Source organism: Rhodococcus sp. NCIMB 12038 (genome assembly GCF_002165735.1).
Taxonomy (GTDB): domain Bacteria; phylum Actinomycetota; class Actinomycetes; order Mycobacteriales; family Mycobacteriaceae; genus Rhodococcus_F.
Window position 1 is genome coordinate 1 of record NZ_NHML01000108.1, and the last position, 22,441, is coordinate 22,441.

24 protein-coding genes and 5 pseudogenes are annotated in these 22,441 nt (G+C 66.1%); 16 read left to right on the forward strand and 13 right to left on the reverse strand.

The annotated features are described in order from the left end of the window. The first annotated feature begins 146 nt into the window (after nucleotides 1-146). The 3 genes and pseudogenes from CA951_RS42405 (at nucleotide 147) to CA951_RS42415 (ending at nucleotide 3,433) form a co-directional block, all read left to right on the forward strand. Nucleotides 147-1,544, forward strand: coding sequence for an IS1380 family transposase (locus CA951_RS42405; RefSeq protein WP_087562514.1), 1,398 nt, complete (start codon nucleotides 147-149; stop codon nucleotides 1,542-1,544). Nucleotides 1,545-1,718: 174 nt separating this feature from the next. Beyond that, nucleotides 1,719-2,636, forward strand: a pseudogene (locus CA951_RS42410) (hypothetical protein); the annotation flags it as partial. Further along, a complete protein-coding gene (locus CA951_RS42415; RefSeq protein ID WP_087562515.1) occupies nucleotides 2,636-3,433 on the forward strand; it encodes a hypothetical protein in 798 nt (265 codons plus the stop codon). The pseudogene CA951_RS42410 and the gene CA951_RS42415, both read left to right, overlap by 1 nt. Before the next feature lie 192 nt (nucleotides 3,434-3,625). Here CA951_RS42415 and CA951_RS42420 read toward each other — a convergent pair. Further along, a pseudogene (locus CA951_RS42420) lies at nucleotides 3,626-4,118 on the reverse strand (helicase associated domain-containing protein). Between the two features lie 132 nt (nucleotides 4,119-4,250). Here CA951_RS42420 and CA951_RS44840 point away from each other — a divergent pair. Further along, entirely contained in the window at nucleotides 4,251-4,373 is a 123-nt protein-coding gene (locus CA951_RS44840; RefSeq protein ID WP_256974329.1) for a hypothetical protein, read from the forward strand. 101 nt (nucleotides 4,374-4,474) lie between these two features. On the opposite strand, the gene CA951_RS42425 is transcribed toward CA951_RS44840, so the two are convergent. Beyond that, the gene (locus CA951_RS42425; RefSeq protein ID WP_087562516.1) at nucleotides 4,475-5,362 is read right to left on the reverse strand and encodes a hypothetical protein; all 888 of its coding nucleotides are present in this window, start codon (nucleotides 5,360-5,362) and stop codon (nucleotides 4,475-4,477) included. 240 nt (nucleotides 5,363-5,602) lie between these two features. Continuing rightward, nucleotides 5,603-6,775 carry an ATP-binding protein gene (locus tag CA951_RS42430; RefSeq protein ID WP_087562517.1) on the reverse strand — a complete coding sequence of 391 codons (1,173 nt, stop codon included), beginning with the start codon at nucleotides 6,773-6,775 and terminating at the stop codon, nucleotides 5,603-5,605. Nucleotides 6,776-7,239: 464 nt separating this feature from the next. On the opposite strand from CA951_RS42430, the pseudogene CA951_RS42435 reads away from it, so the two are divergent. After that, nucleotides 7,240-8,400, forward strand: a pseudogene (locus CA951_RS42435) (RNB domain-containing ribonuclease). Between the two features lie 111 nt (nucleotides 8,401-8,511). Here the strand turns inward: CA951_RS42435 and CA951_RS42440 are convergent. Next, nucleotides 8,512-8,703 carry a hypothetical protein gene (locus CA951_RS42440; RefSeq protein WP_143543234.1) on the reverse strand — a complete coding sequence of 64 codons (192 nt, stop codon included), beginning with the start codon at nucleotides 8,701-8,703 and terminating at the stop codon, nucleotides 8,512-8,514. Between the two features lie 646 nt (nucleotides 8,704-9,349). Here CA951_RS42440 and CA951_RS42445 point away from each other — a divergent pair. The 7 genes and pseudogenes from CA951_RS42445 to CA951_RS44850 all read left to right on the forward strand — a co-directional run bounded on the left by CA951_RS42445 (nucleotide 9,350) and on the right by CA951_RS44850 (nucleotide 13,904). Continuing rightward, nucleotides 9,350-10,339 (forward strand): annotated as a pseudogene (locus CA951_RS42445) (ERCC4 domain-containing protein). Between the two features lie 575 nt (nucleotides 10,340-10,914). Then, a complete protein-coding gene (locus CA951_RS44845) occupies nucleotides 10,915-11,124 on the forward strand; it encodes a hypothetical protein (RefSeq protein ID WP_256974330.1) in 210 nt (69 codons plus the stop codon). After that, nucleotides 11,121-11,708, forward strand: coding sequence for a hypothetical protein (locus CA951_RS42455; protein WP_143543235.1), 588 nt, complete (start codon nucleotides 11,121-11,123; stop codon nucleotides 11,706-11,708). Before CA951_RS44845 ends, CA951_RS42455 begins: the two co-directional genes overlap by 4 nt. Beyond that, complete coding sequence (locus CA951_RS42460; protein WP_087560533.1) at nucleotides 11,645-11,968, forward strand: transposase; 324 nt, start codon at nucleotides 11,645-11,647, stop codon at nucleotides 11,966-11,968. Before CA951_RS42455 ends, CA951_RS42460 begins: the two co-directional genes overlap by 64 nt. Next, nucleotides 11,968-12,885, forward strand: coding sequence for an IS3 family transposase (locus tag CA951_RS42465; RefSeq protein WP_087560534.1), 918 nt, complete (start codon nucleotides 11,968-11,970; stop codon nucleotides 12,883-12,885). Before CA951_RS42460 ends, CA951_RS42465 begins: the two co-directional genes overlap by 1 nt. 41 nt (nucleotides 12,886-12,926) lie before the next feature. After that, complete coding sequence (locus CA951_RS43760) at nucleotides 12,927-13,100, forward strand: pirin-like C-terminal cupin domain-containing protein (protein ID WP_179220538.1); 174 nt, start codon at nucleotides 12,927-12,929, stop codon at nucleotides 13,098-13,100. Nucleotides 13,101-13,349: 249 nt separating this feature from the next. After that, nucleotides 13,350-13,904: an LLM class flavin-dependent oxidoreductase gene (locus CA951_RS44850; RefSeq protein WP_256974332.1), complete on the forward strand. Its 555-nt coding sequence runs from the start codon at nucleotides 13,350-13,352 to the stop codon at nucleotides 13,902-13,904. Nucleotides 13,905-14,107: 203 nt separating this feature from the next. On the opposite strand, the gene CA951_RS42480 is transcribed toward CA951_RS44850, so the two are convergent. The 9 genes from CA951_RS42480 to CA951_RS42520 all read right to left on the reverse strand — a co-directional run bounded on the left by CA951_RS42480 (nucleotide 14,108) and on the right by CA951_RS42520 (nucleotide 20,460). Next, on the reverse strand, nucleotides 14,108-15,028 hold the full coding sequence (locus CA951_RS42480; RefSeq protein ID WP_087562521.1) for a VOC family protein: 921 nt from the start codon (nucleotides 15,026-15,028) through the stop codon (nucleotides 14,108-14,110). 102 nt (nucleotides 15,029-15,130) lie between these two features. After that, nucleotides 15,131-15,787 (reverse strand): zinc-binding dehydrogenase, encoded by a 657-nt coding sequence (locus tag CA951_RS42485; protein WP_256974333.1) that lies wholly within the window; start codon nucleotides 15,785-15,787, stop codon nucleotides 15,131-15,133. After that, on the reverse strand, nucleotides 15,742-16,062 hold the full coding sequence (locus tag CA951_RS42490) for a hypothetical protein (protein WP_087562522.1): 321 nt from the start codon (nucleotides 16,060-16,062) through the stop codon (nucleotides 15,742-15,744). The genes CA951_RS42485 and CA951_RS42490 overlap by 46 nt, the downstream gene beginning before the upstream one ends. A gap of 112 nt (nucleotides 16,063-16,174) precedes the next feature. Continuing rightward, on the reverse strand, nucleotides 16,175-16,921 hold the full coding sequence (locus tag CA951_RS42495; protein ID WP_087562523.1) for an SDR family NAD(P)-dependent oxidoreductase: 747 nt from the start codon (nucleotides 16,919-16,921) through the stop codon (nucleotides 16,175-16,177). Nucleotides 16,922-16,945: 24 nt separating this feature from the next. Beyond that, nucleotides 16,946-17,701, reverse strand: a complete 756-nt coding sequence (locus CA951_RS42500; RefSeq protein WP_087562524.1) for a glucose 1-dehydrogenase — start codon at nucleotides 17,699-17,701, stop codon at nucleotides 16,946-16,948. After that, nucleotides 17,694-18,059, reverse strand: a complete 366-nt coding sequence (locus CA951_RS42505; protein ID WP_087562525.1) for a nuclear transport factor 2 family protein — start codon at nucleotides 18,057-18,059, stop codon at nucleotides 17,694-17,696. Before CA951_RS42505 ends, CA951_RS42500 begins: the two co-directional genes overlap by 8 nt. Nucleotides 18,060-18,071: 12 nt before the next feature. Next, on the reverse strand, nucleotides 18,072-18,533 hold the full coding sequence (locus tag CA951_RS42510; RefSeq protein WP_087562526.1) for an SRPBCC family protein: 462 nt from the start codon (nucleotides 18,531-18,533) through the stop codon (nucleotides 18,072-18,074). 329 nt (nucleotides 18,534-18,862) lie between these two features. Next, complete coding sequence (locus CA951_RS43765; protein ID WP_179220539.1) at nucleotides 18,863-19,087, reverse strand: hypothetical protein; 225 nt, start codon at nucleotides 19,085-19,087, stop codon at nucleotides 18,863-18,865. A gap of 185 nt (nucleotides 19,088-19,272) precedes the next feature. Continuing rightward, nucleotides 19,273-20,460 (reverse strand): IS110 family transposase, encoded by a 1,188-nt coding sequence (locus CA951_RS42520; protein ID WP_087562528.1) that lies wholly within the window; start codon nucleotides 20,458-20,460, stop codon nucleotides 19,273-19,275. A 507-nt stretch (nucleotides 20,461-20,967) separates the two neighbouring features. Here CA951_RS42520 and CA951_RS44855 point away from each other — a divergent pair. The 4 genes and pseudogenes from CA951_RS44855 to CA951_RS42530 all read left to right on the forward strand — a co-directional run. Continuing rightward, nucleotides 20,968-21,459, forward strand: coding sequence for a transposase (locus tag CA951_RS44855; RefSeq protein WP_373415116.1), 492 nt, complete (start codon nucleotides 20,968-20,970; stop codon nucleotides 21,457-21,459). Nucleotides 21,460-21,542: 83 nt separating this feature from the next. After that, nucleotides 21,543-21,629: pseudogene (locus tag CA951_RS44860) on the forward strand (hypothetical protein); the annotation flags it as partial. A 64-nt stretch (nucleotides 21,630-21,693) separates the two neighbouring features. Next, a complete protein-coding gene (locus tag CA951_RS44865; RefSeq protein WP_256974334.1) occupies nucleotides 21,694-21,972 on the forward strand; it encodes a transposase in 279 nt (92 codons plus the stop codon). A gap of 85 nt (nucleotides 21,973-22,057) precedes the next feature. Beyond that, nucleotides 22,058-22,441: transposase (locus CA951_RS42530; protein ID WP_256974335.1), on the forward strand; the 384-nt coding region annotated here is incomplete at its 3' end.

Below are 22,441 nucleotides of genomic sequence, written 5' to 3' on the forward strand. Positions count from 1 at the left end.
CACCCGGCTCGGTCCCACCCCTTAACCTCGGGCTTTCACGCAGGTCATGCCCGGCCGCGTGTTGATCATGAAGAAAGGTGCTCTGAACTGGGAGAATACGGCTTGCTGAGGGCCGATATTCACTACGTTCGAGGAGCACCTTTCTGGTGGGCAAGTCTACTTCGTGGTACCCGTCGCTGTCCGTTGACCCCGCCGGAACTGGTGTCGTGTCGCACGCCGGGGCGGTGTTGTTGCTACGCACGGCCGAGAAATCCGGTCTGACGACCGCGTTGTCGAGTGCGCTCGAGCCGTGGCGTAAGCCGACGACCTCCCACGATCCGGGCAAGATTGTCGCCGATCTGACGATGGCACTCGCCCTGGGCGGCGACTGCCTGGCCGATATCGCGCTGCTGAGGGAAGAACCCGCAGTCTTCGGCCGCGTGGCGTCCGATCCCACCGTCTCGAGACTGATGGCCGCATTGGCCGCCGACGCCCCGAAAGCGTTGGCGGCAATCAACTCCGCCCGTTCGACAGCCCGACGGATCGCCTGGAACGCCGCCGGTGAACGGGCTCCCGACCATGAGATCGACGCCAAGCATCCGCTGATCATCGACCTCGACGCCACCCTGGTCACCGCGCACTCGGAAAAGGAAAAGGCGGCCGCCACCTACAAGAGAGGGTTCGGTTTCCACCCGCTGTGCGCGTTCGTCGACCACGGACCGGACGGCACGGGAGAGCCGTTGGCGATGATGCTGCGACCGGGCAACGCCGGCTCCAACACCGCCGCCGACCACATCGAACTGATACGGCAAGCATTGCGGCAGTTGCCGTTCACTGCCAAAGGCGGACGGATCGGACGCAAGGTACTGATCCGCACCGACGCGGCAGGCGGAACCCATGCCCTCATCGACTACCTGACCACGCAGAAGTTGTCGTACTCGATCGGCTTCGGTCTGACCGACACCATCGTCACCGCCATCGATGCCCTTTCCGAGCAGGCCTGGATCCCCGCCTACAACGCGGACGGGCAACCCCGCGACGGCGCCTGGGTCGCCGAGGTGACCGGGCTGGTCGAGCTGCCGGGCTGGCCCGACGGGATGCGGGTCATCGTCCGCAAGGAACGCCCACACCCCGGTGCACAACTGCGCTTCACCGACCGTGACGGGCTGCGGTTGACCGCGTTCGTCACCAACACCGAAGGTGGACAATTGCCCGATCTGGAACTGCGGCACCGGCGCCGCGCACGCTGCGAAGACCGGATCCGCATCCTGAAAGACACCGGCCTGGAGAATCTTCCGTTGCACGGTTTCGATCAGAATCGGATCTGGCTCGCCCTGGTCGCCCTCGCCGTCGAGGTCACCGCATGGATGCAGATGCTCGCGCTCACCGACGACCCAGCCAGGCGGTGGGAGCCGAAACGCCTACGACTACGCCTGTTCGCGACCGCTGGCCGCATCGCCCGTCACGCACGAAAAGTGCACCTGCGACTGTCCGCCCACGCACCCTGGATCGACTTGCTGATCACCGCATTGGCCCGTCTCAACGCGATCCCCGACCCCCTCTGACCAGCACCAATCCGCCGATCGAGACGAAAGGACATCAACTTTCGGGGCCCTGGACCCCGACGACCACCCGACCGCGTCGGGCGAACGCGCGTTGCCGAGCACCGAATCCACGACCGACACACCCAACCCGAATCTGATCAGAGCGACACGTCAGACGCATGCAAGATCGAGGTTAATGGCCCGCCGCGGGGAGATCTCGAACCCGCGGTCGGCTGGACACGCGTCCCGGAGTCCGACGACCTCGACAACGCCCACCGGTTGGTCTCGATCGACCAACGCGCCGCCTACCTCGCCTCCGCGGGCATGCTCGAATTCGGCTACGGGCAACCCACACACCTGACCGGTGACAAGGCCGCGGCTGCGGCGGTGGGGGAGAAGGGTGCCCCGTTCGGGCTGTGGCGGATCACCCTGCCCGCGGGGCAAACTTTGTCGCTTCCCGAGAAGCTACCTCTGCCGCACCCCCACATGCTCGCGGACCAACCGGTACAGACCTGGGTGAGCTCGGTCAGCCTCGACGGGCTGTGCTCACCAGTGGCAGACGGAGGAATCGGCGCCGACCTCGACGACCTCGACATCACCGAGGCCTGGGTCTACCCACAGCAGGGCCGGGCGCTGGACAAGTGGGCCAAAATCCTGCGCGAGGCCCGGAAGACCGCGGTCGATACCGACGACGACGCGACGAAGCGGTTCCTCGGTACCTGCTACAAGGGCTACATCGGGCGAATGGTCAACCCGGACATGTGGACCGCGAAGCAGATGCAGCATCACCACCAACCGCTCTGGCGGGCGGCGATTATCGCGCACTGCCGGTGGCGCGGCCGCCGTGTCGCGATGCGGATTGCCCGCGAGCACGGCCGCTGGCCGGTCCGCACTGTCACCGACTCCTGGGTGTACCTCCTGGCTAACAGTGAGGACATCGCCGACGCAAGCGAGGCGCTGGGGAAGATGTCGGTCGAAAAGGACGTAATCCTCACCGACACCCTCCAATCCGCCTTCACATCGGCGCAGGACGTTCACGACGTGAACCTCGCGATCAAGGCCGCCTTCGCCGAAAATGAGGACGCCGAAGACGAAGGGGAAGGGGTGCTCTGATGGCCCTGCATCTCCCGAAGCCGCGCACCAAAAAGCCGGCACAGGAGGCGGTCGGCCTCGACGGACTCAAAGTCTCCGTGGCTACCGCCGCGACCAGCGGTGTCGAAAAATCAAAGCAGGTCAAAAGCGGCGGCCTGGCCGGACTAACCAGCAAGGTCTCGGTCAAACAGCTGCGCAAGGAGCTAGGCAACGAGGGCCTGCGTCAGGCCGCGATCGATGCCGGCCGCACACCGCCGTCGGCTCGCACGTTGCGCCGGTGGGCCCAACAAGGCCGCATCCCGCATGCCGATGTTCTCGAGCGAGCCCAACGGCGTGCCGCGATCGAACGCCTCGGCGGCGTCGATGCCGTGGCCGCGAAGATCGGCCGGTCCCGTTCCGCGGTCTCCCGGTACCGGTCCGGGGAAACGAACGAGCTGCGTGCCGACGCCAGCAAAAAACTCAAAACCGTGAAGGCGCAGGACATCATGAAACGCGCCGGAGTGTTGCGTCTGGACGGAACCCCGAAGAAGGCGGTCATCCGCGTCAAGGGCGGTGTCATGGTCCGTAACGGTGCCGACGAGGGATACGACTACCGGGTCCGCACCTTGGATTTCGCGAACTCGGACACACCGTTCACCAGTGAGGAGTCCCGCGAACTGGCCGCCGCGCTGGCCAATGACGATCACGCCCGCGTCGTGGCACTGCTCGAACGGCACGCCACCCTCGACTACCCCGAGAACAAGGGGTTCGACAAGTACAGCGACCAGTTCGGATTCCACTTCGACCACATCGACTCCGTCCACATCGACTGGATCTAACGGTCCTCCACTACGTCGGCTGGCCGTGCCGCAGGTCCACCGGGCTGCTAGATCGACACCGTGCTCCTCACCTCGCCGTGGGCGTGGCAGGCCGGGGACAGCGGTCTGCCCACCCAGCGGGTCAACTACCGCTGTCCGCCGGATAGAGGGGCGAGCGCGGCTATTGCCTCCATAGACAAGAGGGTGGGGTGTTTATCCCACAGGCTGTGCTGACGTTCGTGGCCCCCGTGGGCGTGGTCCGGGGGAGACCCCGAGGGCCGCAAGTGGACGCCTCTCGTCGTCGGGCAATGCGTTGGCTCGCCACTTCTTCACCGCCCGGTAGAGCCACTGGCCTACCTGTTCACCGTCGGCGGTGACGTAGTTCGCGGGAACGAGTGCGTCGCCGTGCTCTTCGCGGTAGGCGGCAATTTCGGTAAGCATCCGTCGCCGCTTGCCGTCGGGCCGGTGACACGGCAGGAAGTGGAAGATCGTCATCACTCCACACGAACCCGATCGCATCGAGTTGCGCAATGCGTTGGGGCGGAAGGGTGCCGAGCATACGGGCAACCCGTTGGCGGTCCTGCCAAAGTCCCAGTCGAAAACCGCATTCGGTGACATAGTCGACGGGCACCACGATTCGGGGGTGATGGCGGCGAAACGCAGCGTAGAGCTGCAGAGGTGAGGCTGAGGACCGGTTTGCCCGCATCGAGATCACATCCTTTGTGAAAGCCGTCAAGCGTTGCCCGGATAGTCATTAACTCAAGTATGTCAACCTATTTGACGATCTGTCACGGAAGTCGACACGTGTTGGGTTGCAACTTGGCAGGTGTGGGAGCCGGTGGAACTCACAAGTCTGATCGCCAGCGTGAAGGGACCCTTCGCGCTCGCGGTCCGGCACGCCGAGGGCCTGGGCCCGTCCCCCGGTGCAGGAGCGCGCTCCCGCGTCCTGGCGCTGGCCTGATCACTCCAGCCTGTGCCGGCGGCGATGTCGGTACGCCGTCACCCTCATGGACATGGCGTATTCACAGGTCAAGCCTGGAAACGTGCGGATCGGTTCTCGGTTCAGAGGTTCCAGAGTCGGAGCACCGCGGCTCGCAGGCTGGCTGAGACGATGCGGTGGTCGGTGCGCAGCCGGGGATTGGGGTGCCCGAGGTCGGCGAGCCATACTTCTGCGTCGGTCACCGCGATCGGATCGGAGTCCACGACCGCGGGCGGGTAGAGCCATTCGTTGTCGGCGGTGACCTCGAGCAGGACGTCACCGCGCTGGAGCCGCCCGCGGCCGCCGGGGGTGTCGATGCGGAACCATTCGAGCTGGTACTTCGCCGACGGCCCCGCGGACGTGGTGCGGCGGCTGGTGTGGGCCGCCCGCTCGTGTTCTTCCGCCTCGCCGGGTTGGTATTCAGTGATGTGCCACAGGAACATCCGGGTTACCGGGGTGGGCAGGAATTCGGGTTCGGCACGGTTGCGGCCGCCGATCCCGGACAGGGAGACGGCGCGGCCGATCTGCCAGATAGCGGTGGCGTTGTCGAGAAACACCTGGTCGGCCTCGGTGATCTCCTCGATACCGTCGATGAACTTCCGCACGGCGGCGACAATGTCGGGGTCGTCGGTGATGATGACGGCCTCATCGGCGATGGTGGAACTGTACGAGGCGTTGGCGGAACCGATGACCGCCCGCCGATCGGTGACAATCACATTGGCATGCAGATTCGGCGACGACAGCACCCGCACCCCGGCGTCCACGTAGTGCGCGAGCGCGGCCGGGGAGGTCGCATGTGCGCGCACCGCGGCCCTCGAGGCGTTGACGACGAGAACGTCCCCGGCACGCAGCGGCAGCAGAGTGGGCGCGTCCTCGCCGAGGTAGGCGATCGCGCCATGCCGAGGTCCGCGCGTGCGGATGGCGCGGGTGATGTGCGGCCACGGACTCGGCCCGTGGAAGGTGATCCCCATACCCGAAAAGGGTAGCGGGGATGACCGCTTCGGCCGGTCGGCCCCGGATGACCCGGCGCACAAGCAAGGCCACCATCTCACTCGTGAACTACAGGTGACTGCTCACTCGCGAGTACGGGTGCCTGCTGTCGAAGGACGTTTCCCCGTGCCTCGGGTGGTTTTCTCAGGCAACACACCTTTTTTCTTCTGCAGTGTGTCGGCGCGCGCCGGGAGAGCCGATGGCGTGTGAGTGTAGGAGTATCAGGCGGTGGGCTGGCGTCGAATGAAGTCGGCCATTCCCGGGACGGTGAACGCGATGCGACCGTGCTCGGGAGACCAGATAAGCCCCTTCTTGATGGCGGAATCACGGACATCGCTGACCGCGGTCGTCGCCACCCCCATGGCTGCGGCGACCTTCCCGGACCGAGGAGTGGGCTCCCCGGCTTCCGCGATGGCGCGCAGGTACCGGCGCTCCCGATCGGTGGCCCGGGTCCACCGAGACGGGAAGAACCCGTCATCGAGTGCTCTACGGCCCTCCTCGACCGCGAGGTGGGCGTCCTCGATATCGAACGGGGAGGCGGGGGCGGTGTGCCAGATCGCCTTGCCGAACTCTTGCAGAAAGTACGGGTAACCGCCGCTGGCTTCGACGACGATCTCGAGCGCGTCCGGGGTGAACGCACCCCCGTGCGCCTCGACCGGGACCCGGAGCGCGTCGGCGGCATCGGCCGGGGAGAGCGGGCCGATTGTCCGGTAGGAGAATTGCCGTTCGGCGTAGGAGCGACTGTCGGCGAGCACCGCCGGCAGGCTGGGCAGACCGGCACCGATGACGAAGAACGGCCATTCACGTTGGCTGGCACGGTGCTGCACCGCGAGCAGGGCGCCGAGCAGATCGGGGTCGAGGTCCTGCATTTCGTCGATGAACAGTCCGAACGCGGCACCCTTCTTGCGCACGACGTCGCTGATCGCTTCGACCAATTCCTCGAGGTCGAGGTCGATGTCGCCGCTGGCGGCACGCCCGCCGAGGGCGATTTCGATCTTGGCCGGGCCCAGGCCGACACCGAGGGTGAAACCCCTCGCGAGGGAGACGAGATCGTCGATGACCTTGTGCAGCTGATGTTTGCGGCTGAAGCGGCGCAGACCGACGGCGAGTTCGTAGCCGAGGCGGGCGCGGACCGCGGCGATCCCGGCCTCGTTCGGCCGGGCCTCGATGGTGATCGCCAACCATCCCTGCCGCTCGGCGTGCTCGGCCAGGTTGTTGAGCAGGGTGGTCTTGCCGACCCCACGGAGCCCGGAGAGCACCATCCCGCGGTCGTAGTTGCCTCGCTTGCTGCGGGCGACGAGCAGATCGAATTCCTGGCGCTCCCGGTCGCGGCCCTCCAGCGCCGGGGGTCGCAGGCCCGAACCGGGTTTGAACGGGTTCAACGCAGGATCCATATCGACAACTATAGCCAGTTATGGGGAAAATCCCATAAAAATCCATAGTGGCAATAGTCTGCGATAGGTCCGGCCGGTTTCCGGCAGGTCCAGCGGCCCACACCCCAGAGGACCTACAAGACTGGTTCACAGCATTTTCAGCGTTCTCGTGGCGGGTGGATCGCGGCGGACCACCGGTCCCGCGCCTCCGGAAACCCAGCTCGGAGCGTCGGGGCAGTCCTCACCGGTCTCCCGTGCCGGCGGGCGAACACGCCGGGCCGGACCGCGGTGCGCCGCCGCTCAATCCTGGACACGGCAGCACCTGGCCGCCGGACCGCGACCCGAGGGGTCCGGATGTCGATGCACGCCGGAGTCGGTGGGCCCGGTGTAGATATGAAAGGGTGGTCCGTCCCTGGGTCCCGGCCCGGGTGGCGGGGAAGGACGAGGGAGATGGTGTGTTGTCTGATAACACTCGACCGTTGTTGATGGTGGATCGGTCCGGGGCCCTCGACCGCGACGATGCGTTCGCCGTCACCGAGGTTGCTGACGGTGTCGGGTGGCGGATGGAGGTGCACATCGCCGGGGTCGCCGACGTGGTGCCGGCCGGGTCCGCCGCCGACGCGACTGCGTTTCTGCGCCGTGAATCGAAGTATCTGGCCACCCGAACGGTGCCGATGCTCGGCCGCGACACCGAACGGGCGGCGACCCTGACCACTGACGCGGACCGCTCGTCGCTGCGGGTGCGCGCCGCCCTGTCGGCCGACGGCACGATCTTCGACGTGGTCGTCGACCGCGGGTGGGTGCCGGCGGGCCGCTGCGTGCCGGCCGATCACGCCGAGATCGCCCCGCATCCTCGCCGCCGAGGATCCGCTGCACGAGGCGGTGCGAGCGGCGCACCGGGCCGCCCAGGTACTGCTGACCGCCCGGCGCCGCTCCGGTGCCTTCGCACTCTACGACCTCACCCACGGCTGGGTCAGCACCGAGGAGGGAGGCCTGACCGCGATACCGCAGGCGCAGCGCACCGTGGAGTACGTGATTGTGCAGGAGTTGATGATCGCAGCCAACGAGGCGATCGCCATGTGGTGCGCGGCGGAGGACCTTCCGGTCCGGTGTTCGCGGCCCGATTCCGGATCGGCGCGGTGCGCGGGCCGTGGGCCACCGCGGGCAGTAAGAAACGCGCCGAGCAGGACGCGGCATGGGGGTGGGTCCGGGCCGCGGCGGCGGGGGAGAGCCACCCCGACGCCGACTCCCCGCTGACAGACCCGAAACGTTCCGGCGCACCCGGCGATACCGCGGCACCCTCGACCGAACCCGGCGAGGTCGCGGCGGCGACCAGGAACCGCCCGGTACCGCCACCGCCCGCCCCGCGGGCATCGGAGGTAGTGGCGAAGAAGCGGGCGCGGGCCCGGAAGAACCCGATCGCGTGGGTGCTCAGCCACGCCCACCATCACCGGAACCCGCCCCCGCGGTGGGAGATCACGGTCGACGGGCCACCGCACGCACCGGAGTTCACCTGCGAGGTTCGATACCTCGACCGCCTGGCGACAGGTCGCGGGAATACGAAGACCCACGCGAAAGCCTGTGCCGCCGAGCACCTTGTCGACGCGCTGTTCGACGAGACCACCCCGGCTCGACTCGGCACCTGAAACCGATCCGATGCGATCCGATTCGGCAGGGCGATGCCCGGCGGTGACCCACCCGGCAACCGGAACCTACGCCCATCCTTTCGATAGCTGTAGGCAACTGTGGTGCACCGGTTACTCGATGAGGGTGATCGCCGCGAACAGGTGATGCCAGGCGCGTCGCGGCTCAGCGACATCGCCACCCCGTGCCGCCTTGCCGTCGACGAGTTTCTGCAGCAGCAACTCCCGGGTGGCGTCGAACCTGGTCTGGCTGACGGTGCAGGTGATCCCTTTGTAGAGGACGCCGGCCATGGTGTCGCCCCCCACAGCGTTGATGGTGGGCTCCCACTGTAGGACTCGGGTGTGATGCTCCTCCCATCGTGCGGGTGTCACCGCTACCGCGGGCATCGGCGTGCGCGTGTCCGGCATCGCACCCCGGGGGTTTGGTGTCGTGGTCAGGGTGTGTGGTCATTCCACGGGGGCGTGCGGCAGCCGATGCGAACGGCACACGGGCCGCCGCGAAAGGCGGTGGCCGCCCGAGTCGCCCCAGGTGAGGGTGGGTGCTGCTTCTCCTGTGCTGCACCCGCGGCTATTGCTGGTGGTGTCCTTGTCGGGGCGGTCGCCGATCCGACCTCCCCCCGGCGTACGCAGAGTCCTCGGCTCCCCGCCGCCGGGTCCATCACCGCAGGCGGGGCTGAAACCCGATTTTCGCCCGTCGTCGGCCACCGTGTGGGGAGTGGGGGAGTGGGCCGCAAAATAGCTGGTAACAAGGATGATCGTCACCCTCCGGTGGTGGGGAGTGGGCAGAAGAGTGGTCCCGGACTGGGTGTGAAAGACACTCGATCGGGTGGGCGGCCTCGCCGCGTGGAATCGTGGACACCGATCGTCGGGGGTGCGCACCGAACCTCGCCCCGGGTGGGGGAACCCGGGCGGATGGCCGGGCATATCGCACCCCGGCCGTTATCCTGACCTCATGCCCGATGACCTCCTCATCGCCCGCAACCCGGAGGAGGGCTCGTCCCTTCCATATCTGGTCCGGGTGCCGCTCGGCGCGGACGGGATCGTGGTCAAGGCCAGATCGCCGTGGCCGCGGGAGGCGAAGGTGTACTGCCACCGCGCCGACGGCTGGCCCGCCGGCGCCGAGATCCTCGACCGCCTGCCGGTGCGCTCGTGCACCCGCCGCGGGGCGGCGATCGACCTGGTCCTGACTCGGGCCCGGGAGAACCGGTCCCAACTGGTGCTGACCCGGGCCCGCGGACGGGAGATGATCTTCTGGCAGTCGCCCCGCACCGCGAAACAGGCCCGCCCGGCGGTGAACGTCCCGGCGTCGCGGGCACACGGCCGGGTGCTCGAGATCGTCGTCGACACCGCGGAGAAGTACCCGTACACCTTCGGCAAGCAGCAGGCCAGCACCGTCCGCCGCCGGCTTCCCGCGGGCGACTACGCGGTGCAACTCCACGGGGACGTCGTCGCGGCGGTGGAACGTAGGATGGTCGAGGACCTGGCGGCGAGCCTGCTGTCCGGGCGGTGACGTACGCGGTCGCGGAGCTGGCCACGCTGCCACGCGCGGCGGTGGTGGTCGAGGACCGCTACCGCCGACTGTTCCAACTCGAGCACGTTCGCGGCGCCGCCGTCGCCGAGGCTCTCGCGGAGCTGCAGGCCCGGTTCCCCACCGTGCCGGTGACGTTCTGCGAGACCCGGCAGCTGGCGCAGGAATGGACCTACCGGTGGCTCGGGGCCTGCCTGCACGAACTCGACACCGCGCACACCACCAGCGGACTGGAAACGACGTTCGCGGCAGCCGGGCCCATCCACAAACCGGATGGGCCCGATCGGCGCGGAGGAGGCACCACCGCGCCCGGCGGTGGTGCGGGCCTGGGCCCGGGCGCAAGGCCTCGCGGTCTCGGACAAGGACCGGATCCGGGCCGAGGTGACCGCTGCGTTCCTCACCGCCACGAGGTAGGACCCTCCGATTCCCGACTCGAACAGAAGAGGAGCGTCTCGGGCGCATGCCGAGGACGAGGCTGGTTGCCTCGAGTCGTTCGGCCTGTTGACGTTCCGGCGAACCTCGACGATTTGTCGCGGACCGGACCGCATAGTGCTGCGCCACCGTGCCGGCGGTGGCATATTGCTGGCCATGCCGAAGTGCACGGGTGACTCTGCGCAACGGAACATCGGGTGACAGATCTTCGACTCGGATTCAGGCGATCAACGAGACCCGCCGGCTCACAATCTCTTCAGGCGGGCATCGTCCGTATTGACCGTTACCAGGAGGGCGGGAGCGAGGCCGAGGTGTGGTCAGGTTCAGCCACACGCCGGGTCAACCGAATCTAGTTCGTCATCGACTGGCGCCAGTACGGTGCAGGATGACCGTCGCCGGTTGTGTACCGGCGAAACCGATCCCGTTGAGATTTCATCGAATGATGTTGGTGTACACAGTAATTCGACGCCCCAAGATCAGTGATGCTTCGGTGAAGAATTGCAGTCCTGAGCAGGAACGGCGACGACCCTCCGGCACCGGACTGGGTCGTTGAGCCTGTGACCCCCGGCACCGCGCGCCGGAACCCGGTGATGGGCGACCGCTGCGCCTCGAAGGCCGGCGACCATCGACCCCACGTCGTCATCCTGACCAACTACGGCTTGGACGAATACGTCTTCAACGCGCTGCGCGCCAGCGCTGCGGGATTCCTCGGCAAGGACATCGTGCCGGAAGACTTCCTGCACGCCGTACGCGTCTTGGTGACATGAGCATGATCGAGCCCGGTGGCCTGCACTGGACGGTGGCCGGGTCCGGCATCGTGCACGGCGAGGTGGTCGAAGACCTCGGTCGGATCGGTCCCGGGGCGCAGATCTTCGTGCGGTTGCCGGACTCGTCGGAGCTGGATCAACCGTACGGCATGCACTTCACCCCCGCCGAGTTGCCGATGACCGACGTCGCCGAGGGCGTGCAGATCCGGGTGGTGACCGGGCAACTGTTCGGGGCGACCTCGCCGGTGCGTGAGGCGGCGGCCGTGCACGTCTACGACGTCGTCCTGGCCCCGGGCGCCGTGGTGGAGCTCGCGGTCGTTCCCGGATCACCGGGGGTTCGTGATGACCGTAGACGGTGGCGGACGGGTAGCGACCGAAACCGATTAGGAACGCTGGGTCCGGGGGTCCGGGGGTCCGGGGGTCTGGCGGTGTTCGAGACCGGCGCCGGGCCGGTTGAGGTTCCCCCCGGAAAGTGGACACCGAATTGGCGGGGCGCCGGTCCCGCTGAAAGGATGTCCGTATGCCTCCTCGCAAGCGTCGGTCGTTCACGGCCGAGTACAAGGTCGAGGCTGCCCATCGTGTGATTGATTCCGGTCGCACCATCGCCGACGTCGCCCGGGAACTGGGCCTCAACGAGAGCCTGTTGGGTGAATGGGTCAAAGTCGAGCGACGCAGGATCGCCGCCGCCGAGTCCCATGGAGAGAAACCTCTGGACGCGGCCGAACGCGCCGAGTTGCTGCGATTGCGACGGCAGGTCGGCGAGCTAGAGAAGGACAACGCCTTCCTGGTAAAAGCCTCGGCGTACTTTGCCTCGATGCAGAAGAACCGACCCGGTTCGATCTGATGGTGAAGTACGCCGGCCCCGACGACATCTCGGAGACCGCCGGCACCGCCGCACCGGAAAGTGAGCGCTTCTCGATCACGCGGATGGCGCGACTATTGAAAGTGTCCACATCCGGTTACTACCAGTACGTCAAACGCAGGGCGACCATGGTGTTGACGCCGAGGCAGCAGCGTCGCGCCGACCTCGAAGTCAAGATCATCGAGATCCACAAGGATTCGAAGGGTACCTACGGGTCACCGCGGGTCACAGCCGACTTGCGCGCACGCGGTGAGGTGGTGAACGAGAAGACGGTGGCCAAGATCATGGCCTCGATCGGTGTGGAGGGCATCTCTCCACGCACGTTCAAGGTCAAGACGACGGTGGTCGATCCGCAGGCGTCGTTCCCGCCGGATCTGATCGATCGGCACTTCGACCAGGGCCGGCTCGACGCGGTCTGGCTCACCGACATCACCTATCTCACATCCGGTGAAGGTGACATGTTCTTGTGCGCGATTCGGGATGGGCATTCTCGGAAAGTGTTGGGATACAGCATTGCTGATCACATCGGTGCCGAGCTGGTCACCACGGCCATCGATCGGGCCGTGGCCGTACGCGGTGGGTGGTGTCGTGAGACGATCCTGCACTCCGACCGGGGCGGGGAATACACTGCCCACCTGACCGCGGCCTCGTGTGTCCGGCACGGGTTGCGTCGGTCGATGGGTGCGACCGGGATCTGCTGGGACAACAGTCCGTCCGAATCGTTCTGGTCGACGTTCAAGCATGAGGAATACTATCGGCACGTTTACGCGACGAGATCCGATCTCGTTGCTGCAGTTGACAGCTGGATCTTCTTCTACAACACTGTTCGACGGCACTCGGCAGTGGGGATGCAAAGCCCCGACAGTTACGAGAAGTCACTTCAGGCGGCAGTCGCCTGAAGTATGTAACCCCCTTGTCCACCGTTCGGGGGGAACCTCAGGTGGAACTGACCGCGAGTTCCCGGGGCGCGCGGTTCCTGGTCGGCTCGGGGGTCCCGCTGAACCAGCCTGCTTTCATGCTCGGTGGTTTCTGCCTCAGCAGTGAAGCACGCACCCGGGCCGCGGTGAGCCGGTACCGTGCCGGAGAGATGCACGGACTGCTCACCGCACCGTGAGCGGACATGGCGCCGACCGGAGGTAAACCATGACATCAACCGATTCCGGCGCCGCGGTTCCGCTGCCGACACTGTTCGGCGCCAACATCGATCCGACGTGGGATCCGGCGCAAGGTCCGGTCAGCCGCACCCATACCGTGGAAGCCCTCGGACTCGATCTGGTGACCATCCAGGATCACCCGTATCAGTCCGCGTTCTACGACATCTGGACGCTACTGACATATTTGGCGGCCAAGACCGAGCGGGATCGTGCTCGTCCCGACGGTGGCCACCCTCCCGCTCCGCCCGCCGACGATTCTCGCCAAGGCCGCCGCCAGTCTCGACCTGCTGACCGAGGGCCGACTGCGCCTGGGATTGGGCGCCGGCGCATTCTGGGACGCGATCGTCGCCATGGACGGCCCACGCCGATCCCCCCGGGAGGCGGCGGACGCGCTCGAAGAGGCGGTCGGCGTGGTGCGCGCGCTGTGGAGCGGTGAACGCTTGGTGCCGGTGGACGGCCAGTACTACCACCTCAGTGGTGTCCATCCCGGCCCGACGCCGAGCCGACACCTCGGAATCTGGCTTGGCGCCTACGGGCCCCGCATGCTCCGGTTGACCGGGCAGGCCGCGGACGGGTGGTTACCGTCGCTCAGCTACCTGCCCTCGACCGCCTGCGCGAGGCGGTCCGTCGTATCGACGCCGCCGCGCTCGCGGCCGGACGAGATCCCGGCAGCATCCGCAAGGTGTACAACATCAACGGCGCCGAGGCGCAAGCACCGTTCCAGGGATCGGCTTCGCAGTGGGTCGGTCAACTGGTCGCCGTGATCACCGACTTCGGGATGAACGCGGTCTCGTTTCTGGCCGAACGACGCGTACGACCAGCAGATCGCCGTTTTTGCCGAGGAGGTAGTTCCCGCGGTCCGTGTCGCGCTCGGCCAGAACTGACGAGCGCGACACGGGTGGCGGCGCTTCCGAAATGAGGACCCGTCGAGACGAGGGCGGACCTCCTCGACGGATGATCGGCGGGTCTAGTGGTCCATTTCCTGCTCGTTGATCGGTCCCCAGATGTTCACGGTGGCCACATCGACTTCCCAGGTTCGCGGGTACTGGGGGTAGGTCTCGTGCCAGGGGCGCGGCTCCCAGTTGCCCTTGGACTCGTCGTGGATGACGTCGAGCTGGGTGAAGAGTTCGATTGTGTTGCCGTCGGGGTCCTTGTGGTAGGTAAACAGGTTATGTCCGGGTCCGTGACGTCCGGGTCCCCAGTGCAGCCGGAAGTCGTGCTTGGCGAGGTGGTCGACCATGGTGATCAGATGGTTGGGATCACGCATTTCGTAGGCGATGTGGTGCATCCCCGCCTTTTTGGTGCTGGCCATGAAGTTGGCTGCATGGTGGTCGGCGTTGCAGCGCAGGAACACGAAGAAGTCACCGATGGTGTCCGACCATTTGAACCCGAGCAGATCTTGGTAGAAGTTCTGCATCCGGTCCAGTTCGGGGGTGAACGCGGCGACATGTCCGAGTTTGGTGGGGCGCAGCACGGCCCGCCCGTCCACTCCGCTCGGTTCCTGCCCCTCGATCAGGTGGAGCTCGACGTCGGTGCCGGGCTCCTTCATGACCACCACGTCCGGGGTGCCGGGGGCGATGTCGGATCGGCGCTGCACCTCGTATCCGGCGTTCTTCAGACGCTGCTGGGCGTCGGACAGGGAGTCCCAGACTTCGTAACCGACGGCGGAACGCGCCTTCTTCTCACCCTTCTTGATGACGATGCAGTGGTGATCGGCGCCGGTGGTGAGAAAGGCCTCGTCGGCGGTCTGTGCGACCACCTCGAAATCGAGGACTTGGGTGTAGTACCACACCATGCGTTCGACATCGGGAGTGTCGAAGGTGACGTAGCCGAGTTTGGACACTCGGGCGGCAGGCTCGACCCCACCGGTGTTGGGCGAGGTGGTCATGGAGATCTTCCTTCCTTCGGGGTTCCCCTGGCGCTGGGTGTTGCATTCGGGGAGAAGTTGTCCGGGCCCGGGACTGCGAGGTTTCCGGGCCGGGGGCGGTTGTCAGTCGACGAGGAGCGCGACCCTGCCGACGTTGGAGCTGGATTCGACGTATCGGTGGGCTTCGGCGGCAGAGGTGAGCGGAAACGTGCGGTCGATCACGCTGCGGAAGCCCTTGCCGACCTCGTCCCACAGTCGGACGGCGGCGGCATGGTTTCCGGTGCGGACCCCGATGATGCGCTGGCCCTGCGAGTAGAGCCGTTGGAGATTGACCCCCACCTGGTGGCCGAGGAACGCGCCGGAGCTGACCATCGCCCCGCCCGGAGCCAGGGTGTCCATCCCCTTCGACCACAGCACCGGGTCGCCCAGGTTGTCGATCACAATGTTCGCGCCATGCCCGCGGAACGCAGTGCGTGCGTCGCCCACGAACGACTCCGACGCCGAGTCCAGCACGCTGTCGAAGCCCAACTGCCGTAGACGCTCTCGTTTGNACGAGTCCCTGGAACTGACGATCACCTGGGCCCCGAGGTGCCGCGCCAGTAGCGCGGTGGTTGAGCCGAGCGCGGAGGTGGCGCCCTGCACGATTACCCGTTGNCCCTCAGCGAAACCGGCACGGGTGAGCTGGTTCATCGCGACCGCGCCGGCGAGTGCCACGGCGACGGCGTCGACGGGACTCATGTCGGCCGGGACCGGGAACACGTTCGTTGCCGGGACCGCCACGAATTGCGCGTAGGCGCCTTGACGCCCGCGCACAGCACCGTGTTCGGGTAGGTCAGGGGGGCGAGGAGGGTGGCGTCTTCGACGACGGGAAGTGCGTCGACGTCGAGGTCGGTCAGCAGGACCTTGTACCGTGACCAGTCCCGGAGAACCGCCATGGTGTCGAGTCCGGCGAGGTCGGCGGGGGCGGAGCGGACCAGTCCGTCGGCGCTGAAGCCGAGGCGCACCTCGTCACCACCGGTGCTGTATTGGACCAGTGACCAGGTTGTTGAAGTCATGTTTTCGTGCCTTCTTTGGGGGGCTCGATGTTCTTGTGTTGCTGGGCGCGGCTGCATGAGCGGCATGGCGCGGGGAACCGCAGACCGTGGGAGTGACGAACCGCGGGTGGCGTCAGCTGGCCAGCCATCCGCCGTCGACCGGCAGGACGGCGCCGTTGACGTATGAGGCCTGGTCCGAGCAGAGCCAGGCGACGGCCTGACCGACCTCGTCGGGTTGCCCGTACCGGCCGGCCGCGGTGCGACCGACGATGCTGTTCATGACGTCGGTGGGGACCGCGGCGGTCATCGCGGTGGCGATCGGGCCGGGGGCGACGGCGTTGATGCGGACCCCGGCGGCGCCGTAGTCGAGGGCTGCGGTCTTGGTCAGGCCGACGACCCCGTGTTTGCTGGCCGCGTAGGCGGCCTGGGTGGGGGCGCCGGCCATCGACCACACCGAGGCGGTGTTGACGATCGCGCCGGTTCTGCGGGGGACCATCGATTTCAGTTGGTACTTCATGCAGAGGAAGACGCCGGTCAGGTTGACGTTGATGACCCGGGCCCAGTCGGCGTCGGCGAGGTCCGCCAACGGCGCGGCGTGGAAGGTTCCGGCGTTGTTGTGGGCGATGTCGAGTGGGCCGAAGGTGTCCTCGGCGTGGCGGATCGCGGACTGCACTGATGCGGAATCGGAGACGTCCGTGCGGAAGTAGGAGGCGCGTCCGCCCTTGTCGGTGATGGCGGCGACTGTTTCCTCGGCTGCGTCGTCGAGGAGATCGCAGATCACCACGGCCGCTCCGTTCACGGCCAACGCCTGTGCCGATGCCGCGCCGATTCCGCGGGCGGCTCCGGTGACCATGGCGACCTTGCCGTCGAGTGAGTACATAGTTTGTCCTGTCAAATGGGAGTGTCAGCTGGCGGTGTAGGCGCCGTCGACGCTCAAGGCGGTTCCGGTGACGAACGACGACGCCGGGGAGGCCAGCCACAGGACGGCGTCCGCGATCTCGTCTACTTCGGCGATCCGTCCGATCGCGTGCATGGCGTGCATCTTGTCCATGAAGGTGTCGTCGGTGGCGGCGACCTCTTCGATCATCGCGGTGCGGACCACGCCCGGGCACACCGCGTTGACGCGGACACCGGCGGCGGAGTACTCGAGGGCCGCGGCCTTGGTCAGGCCGATGACGCCGTGCTTGGACGCGACGTACGACGCCTGATTCGGCAAGGCCACCAGGCCGAGCGCCGAGGAGGTGTTGACGATCGACCCACCACCGGAGTCGAGCATGGCTGGAATCTGCGCCCGCATGCACTGCCACACACCGGTGAGGTTGACGTCGATGACCCGGTGCCAGTCCGTATCGGTCATGTCCGCGACCGCGCGGCCCGCGGCTTCGACGCCGGCGTTGTTATGGGCGATGTGCAGACCGCCGAAGGTGCCGACGGCGGCGGCAACCGCGGCGCGGACGGAGTCGGCGTCGGTGACATCGGTTTCCACGAAGACCGCGGGGCTGTCGGGGGGAAGGCCGTCGACGGTGGCCTTGCCTGCTCGGTTGTCGCGGTCGGCGACCACCACGGAGGCACCGGCGGCGATGAAGGCGTTGACGCAGGCGCGGCCGATGCCGCCACCGGCGCCGGTGACGAGGGCGACTTTTCCGGTGAGGTCAGGCATAGACGGGCGCCAAATCGAAGTGGACCCGGTAGTCGTCGATGAGACCGTCGGGTGCGCGGTGCCAGATGGTGACCACGGGGATGCGGGCGGTATTGCCGTCGAGACGGTCGTAGGTGACGTCCAATTCGACGATGGTGGTGTCGTCGACGATCCACTCGTTGACGATCGTGTGATGCAAGCCGGCGATGGTCGCGAAGAACGCGGAGGTGCCCTCCTCGATCTCGGCCGGTCCGATGAGGGAGTCACCGTTGGCGAAGACGAGTTTGCCGTTGTCGGCGAACAGCCGTGCAAATGCCGGGACATCGAGGGAATCGATGATCGCGAAGACCTCGGCGACGGACTGAGTGGTTGCGGTCATGCTTACGGCCTCCTAAACCGGCTGGGCGGACACACGCGCGCGCACCGCTTCCAAGGTGGTCTCGACCGCATCGAGGTAGTCCGCTTCCATGTGCTTGGCGAACTCTGCTTCCGCTTCGCTGCCGGCCTCGACTCCGTCGATCTGAATGCGGAAGGTGAACGTCAGCAGCAGGCCGCCGTCCTTGGCGAACGTGATCTCGTTGTCGATCGTGCCCTTCGCCTTGCCGCGGGTGCGCACGAAGTGCACGCGCTTCTTGGGGTAGAAGGTGACCACCTCACGGACCTGGTCCCCGGCGTGCACGACGTCTCGGACGAGACCACCGTCGAACCGCTCGGCAACGGTGCACTCGGTGATGGAGCGGACGAACGGCAGCGGGTTCTCCGCCTTCATCACCAGACCGTCCCACAGGTCGTCGACAGTCAATTCGATGGCGTCGGGGGTGTTCACCGCGAGCGTCTTGGTCACGTCGATCATGGTGGCCTCTTTTCGGAACTGTGAAGTGTGGGAGAGGGGAAGCGAACTCTGCGCTCGCCTCCATAGTGTTAGACACTTTAGCGTGTGTCAAGGGTCACCTTCCAAGTCTTTCCAGCCATCTTCGAGGCGAATAGTCGCAGTTTCGACCTGCATACTGGGAAATTCCGATGTTCCATCCTCGGCGAATAGGCCTAATCGGACAGAAAAGTGTCAGTCACTTTAGGATCGGGGTTGGTTGCTTCGAGGACGCAACGGAGGAGACGGTCGATGAGCAGGCGCGCGGATGCGACAGCGTCACTGGACGGGATCCCCCACCCGGTGTTCACGAGTCATCGGACCACGACGATTGAGCTGCACAAGCACTTGCGTGCACTGATTCTCGACAGCACGCTCCCGCCCGGAACCTCGCTCAGGCAGGCGGAACTCGCTCGGGTTTTCGGCATCAGCCCCGAGCCGCTATCCGGAAGGCGTTTCGCATGCTTCAGGAGGAAGGGCTCATCGACGCCGAACTCAACCAGGCGGGTCGGGTTCGCGCATTCGATGTCAGCGGTCATGTAAATCCCGACTGATACGAAAATGAAGGCGACCACAGGAGGTGACTGGTTGTATCGGGAGTTTCCTTGCAACGCGGAACAGCGAAAGCCCTCGAAGGTTCTTCGGCGAGCTTCCGTCGATGTCAGATGTTGGTTGCTGGCGAGTTCTGTCAGGCAATGGTGACGTGATACCCGAGAGCCTGTAGCTATCGGATCGCTCGGTCCTTGGTTTTGGTCGGGGTCCGGTTGGCGAAGTAGTCAGCGCCGGGGTCTCGATACAGGTCACCATTGGTGAGCATGTTCCATGCCGCGACGAGCATCGCGTGCTCGACCGCGACCAGTGCGCGTGATGCTCCCCGCCGGGCCGCGATGCGACGGTACTTCGCCGAGAAGTAGGTGCCCTTGGAGCGCGTGGATGACATTGCGACGACACCGAGCGCGCCCTTGAGGTAGGCGTTGCCCGGCCGGGTCTTGCTCGATCTCGATCGACCGGCAGATTCGTGCATTCCGGGGCTCGTTCCCGCCCAGGAGGCGAGGTGTCCAGCAGAGGGAAACACCCCCATATCGCCTCCGGTCTCGGCGATGAAGACGTCGGCCACTTTGTTGCTGAAACCGGGGATGGTCACCAACAAGTCATGGGCACCCCGAAATGGTTCCATCGCTTCTCCGATGCGGGCATCAAGACGTGCGATATCGCCGGAGATGGCGTCGATCCGATCCAGCAACAACCGGGCCATGAACCGGTGATGGTCGGTGAACTCGCCGGTCAAAGCTTCGGTGAGGGCGGGAATCTTCTTCCGCAGCCCGGCGGTGGCGAGATCGGCCAACACAGCGGGATCGCTTTCGCCGGCGTTGAGTGCATCGAGCATGAGCCTGCTCGATACCCCGGTGAGGTCGGAGGCGACCGAGGAAAGCTTGATTCCCGAGTCCTCGAGGAGCTTCTCGAGCCGGAGAACTTCACGGCTGCGTTCGCGCGTGATCATGGTGCGCGTTCTCGTCAGTACTCGGAGGGCCCGAATCGGGCGGGGTGGCACGAACGAGCCCCGCACCAGTCCGTGCGCACCCAGATCGGCCAACCATGCCGCGTCGGAGACGTCGGATTTGCGTCCCGGAACCGTCTTCACTGCCTGCGCGTTCACGAGTAGCACCTCGAGTCGTTCGTCCAACGGGTAGTAGAAGGGTCGCCAGTAGTCGCCGGTGGCCTCCATGACGACGACTGTCACGTTGTTGTCGAGTAGAAACTCGCGCAGCGCCAGTACCTGGTTCGTTGTCGACCCCCATGTCGTCACGGTGCTCGCCGCGCGCTTCCGTCCGCTGCCTTGGATGCGAACAGACACCTTGGCATCCTTCTTGGAGATATCGATGCCCGCGCATCGCGGGTACACCACATCCATTGCGCTTCACCTCATCAGATCGGCCCGCATTCGACTGTGTGGGTGTGTGTCTCGCCGGAGGGCGGGAGAAAGTTGGAATCTGACACTCGTGCTCGACGGCAACAATCCACGGTTCCCGTGGTAAGGAGCATCCCCTCCGCCACCATGCTTATATGCAGGCTCACTGGCACCAAAGTCGGTCGGGGTCGAGACGAAACACACACCCGAAGTGTGCGCTACGTACGCCAACGCTGCCCAGGTGCTCGGGAGGCGACTTCCGCACCGATTTTCCCTGTCCCCACGGAGGGGCGGAGCCCCTGACTAGCTTGTATGAGTGTCAGCGGTCGTGATCGGGTTAGCTACCCTAGCGTTCCGTAGCAGACCGGAAGGGCTGACTCGTGTAATTCCTGTCGCCCGGATGGTCGGGTTGACCCTGCCTGGGTGTGTCGAACCCTTTCGGTCTGCGTGCGCGGAGTGACTGAAGAGAGGCGTGACCGCAAGCTGCTGTGAGCAAGTACTGGAAGTCGGATTGTCCTCCGCGGATCCCCCCCAGGCCCGACAGCGAAGGGAACCGTCTTCCACGATCGTCATCGGTATCGATCCCCACAAGTCCAGCCACACCGCACCTGGGCGGTCGAGAACGCCTACGGTCTCGGCCATCACCTGGCGCAGTGGCTGCTCGTCCTCGGGGAGGTCACCCTCGGCGTTCCGACCACCGCCACCGCCCGGGTCCGGGAACTCTCCCGCGGCGGACGCCGCAAGAACGACCGCATCGACGCGGCCGCGGCGGCATGTGTGGTCGCCATGCAGGGCGACGCCCGCCGGGTCGACCCGGAGGGTCCCGCCGAGATTCTCGCACTCCGCGATGAACGTCGAACCAATATGTCCAACAGCAGAACTCGTGCTGCGAATCAGTTGCACGCGCTGCTGCGACAGCTGCTTGCCGGGGGTGCTCCGACCTCGCTGACCGCTGCTGCTGCGGCCGCTCTGTTGCGGGGCTTCCGCGCAAGAGCCCTGTAGATCGGATGCGGGTGGGGCTGTGTCGGGATCTGATCGCCGACATCCGACGCCTCGACGACCAGCTCGCGTCGAACGAGAAGCAGATGGCCCGATCGCTCGACGAGCACGGTACCCGCCTGCGCGAGGTCGATGGGATTGGTGCGGTGACTGCGGCGCGGCTGATCGGCCGCACCGGCCGGCCAGATCGCTTCCCGACCGCGGCGGCCTACGCGAACTACAACGGGTCGGCACCCGGTGCAGATCGCCAGCGCCGACACCGACCGGCACCGGCTCTCCCGCTACGGCGACCGACAGCTCAACAGCGCGCTCTACACCGTCGCCGTGGTTCAGATCCGGATGCCCGCCAGTGCCGGGCGCGCCTATTACGACAAGAAGATCGTCGAGGGCAGAAAACCCGCAGCCGCCAGACGCGCCCTCAAACGGCACCTCTCCGATCACGTCTGGCGCATCATGCTCGCGGACGAAAAACGCAGCCACCAGCAACACACAAATGAACCCGCCAGCGCGGCTTGATGCGATGTAGGAGCGGGGCCTCCCCCGCTCTCGTAATTCCCGGCGAATGCTGGGGGTGTCACCTCAACAAGATGGAGGAGCCCCTATGAACGAGTATGACGGAAACCAGGTCATCGGTATCGATCTGCACCGGCAACGGTCGGTGATCGTCCGCCAGACGGCGGAGGGTGAACAGTTGTCGGCGGTGCGGATCGTCAACGATCCGGTGGCGTTGGGATTACAGATCGAGAAAGCCGGCCCGAATCCGGAGGTAGTGCTCGAGGCGACGTACGGCTGGTACTGGGCCGTCGACGCACTCGAAGCGGCAGGCGCCACGGTCCACCTGGCACACCCATTGGGTGTCAAGGGATTTCGGTACCGACGAGTGAAGAACGACGTGCGTGACGCCGGTGACCTGGCGGACCTGCTGCGGATGCATCGTCGCCCGAGGCCTGGATCGCCCCGCCACCGGTGCGTGAGATCCGCGAAC

Excerpts from the sequence above, each read along its gene's own strand:
- CA951_RS42480 (WP_087562521.1), bottom strand. The coding sequence starts at position 15,028 with ATGACCACCTCGCCCAACACCGGTGGGGTCGAGCCTGCCGCCCGAGTG.
- CA951_RS42510 (WP_087562526.1), bottom strand. The coding sequence starts at position 18,533 with ATGATCGACGTGACCAAGACGCTCGCGGTGAACACCCCCGACGCCATC.
- CA951_RS42460 (WP_087560533.1), top strand. The coding sequence starts at position 11,645 with ATGCCTCCTCGCAAGCGTCGGTCGTTCACGGCCGAGTACAAGGTCGAG.
- CA951_RS42495 (WP_087562523.1), bottom strand. The coding sequence starts at position 16,921 with ATGTACTCACTCGACGGCAAGGTCGCCATGGTCACCGGAGCCGCCCGC.
- CA951_RS42500 (WP_087562524.1), bottom strand. The coding sequence starts at position 17,701 with ATGCCTGACCTCACCGGAAAAGTCGCCCTCGTCACCGGCGCCGGTGGC.
- CA951_RS42430 (WP_087562517.1), bottom strand. The coding sequence starts at position 6,775 with ATGGATCCTGCGTTGAACCCGTTCAAACCCGGTTCGGGCCTGCGACCC.
- CA951_RS42465 (WP_087560534.1), top strand. The coding sequence starts at position 11,968 with ATGGTGAAGTACGCCGGCCCCGACGACATCTCGGAGACCGCCGGCACC.
- CA951_RS42505 (WP_087562525.1), bottom strand. The coding sequence starts at position 18,059 with ATGACCGCAACCACTCAGTCCGTCGCCGAGGTCTTCGCGATCATCGAT.
- CA951_RS42455 (WP_143543235.1), top strand. The coding sequence starts at position 11,121 with ATGAGCATGATCGAGCCCGGTGGCCTGCACTGGACGGTGGCCGGGTCC.
- CA951_RS43765 (WP_179220539.1), bottom strand. The coding sequence starts at position 19,087 with ATGACCGCTGACATCGAATGCGCGAACCCGACCCGCCTGGTTGAGTTC.
- CA951_RS42425 (WP_087562516.1), bottom strand. The coding sequence starts at position 5,362 with ATGGGGATCACCTTCCACGGGCCGAGTCCGTGGCCGCACATCACCCGC.
- CA951_RS42490 (WP_087562522.1), bottom strand. The coding sequence starts at position 16,062 with ATGACTTCAACAACCTGGTCACTGGTCCAATACAGCACCGGTGGTGAC.
- CA951_RS42415 (WP_087562515.1), top strand. The coding sequence starts at position 2,636 with ATGGCCCTGCATCTCCCGAAGCCGCGCACCAAAAAGCCGGCACAGGAG.
- CA951_RS42520 (WP_087562528.1), bottom strand. The coding sequence starts at position 20,460 with ATGGATGTGGTGTACCCGCGATGCGCGGGCATCGATATCTCCAAGAAG.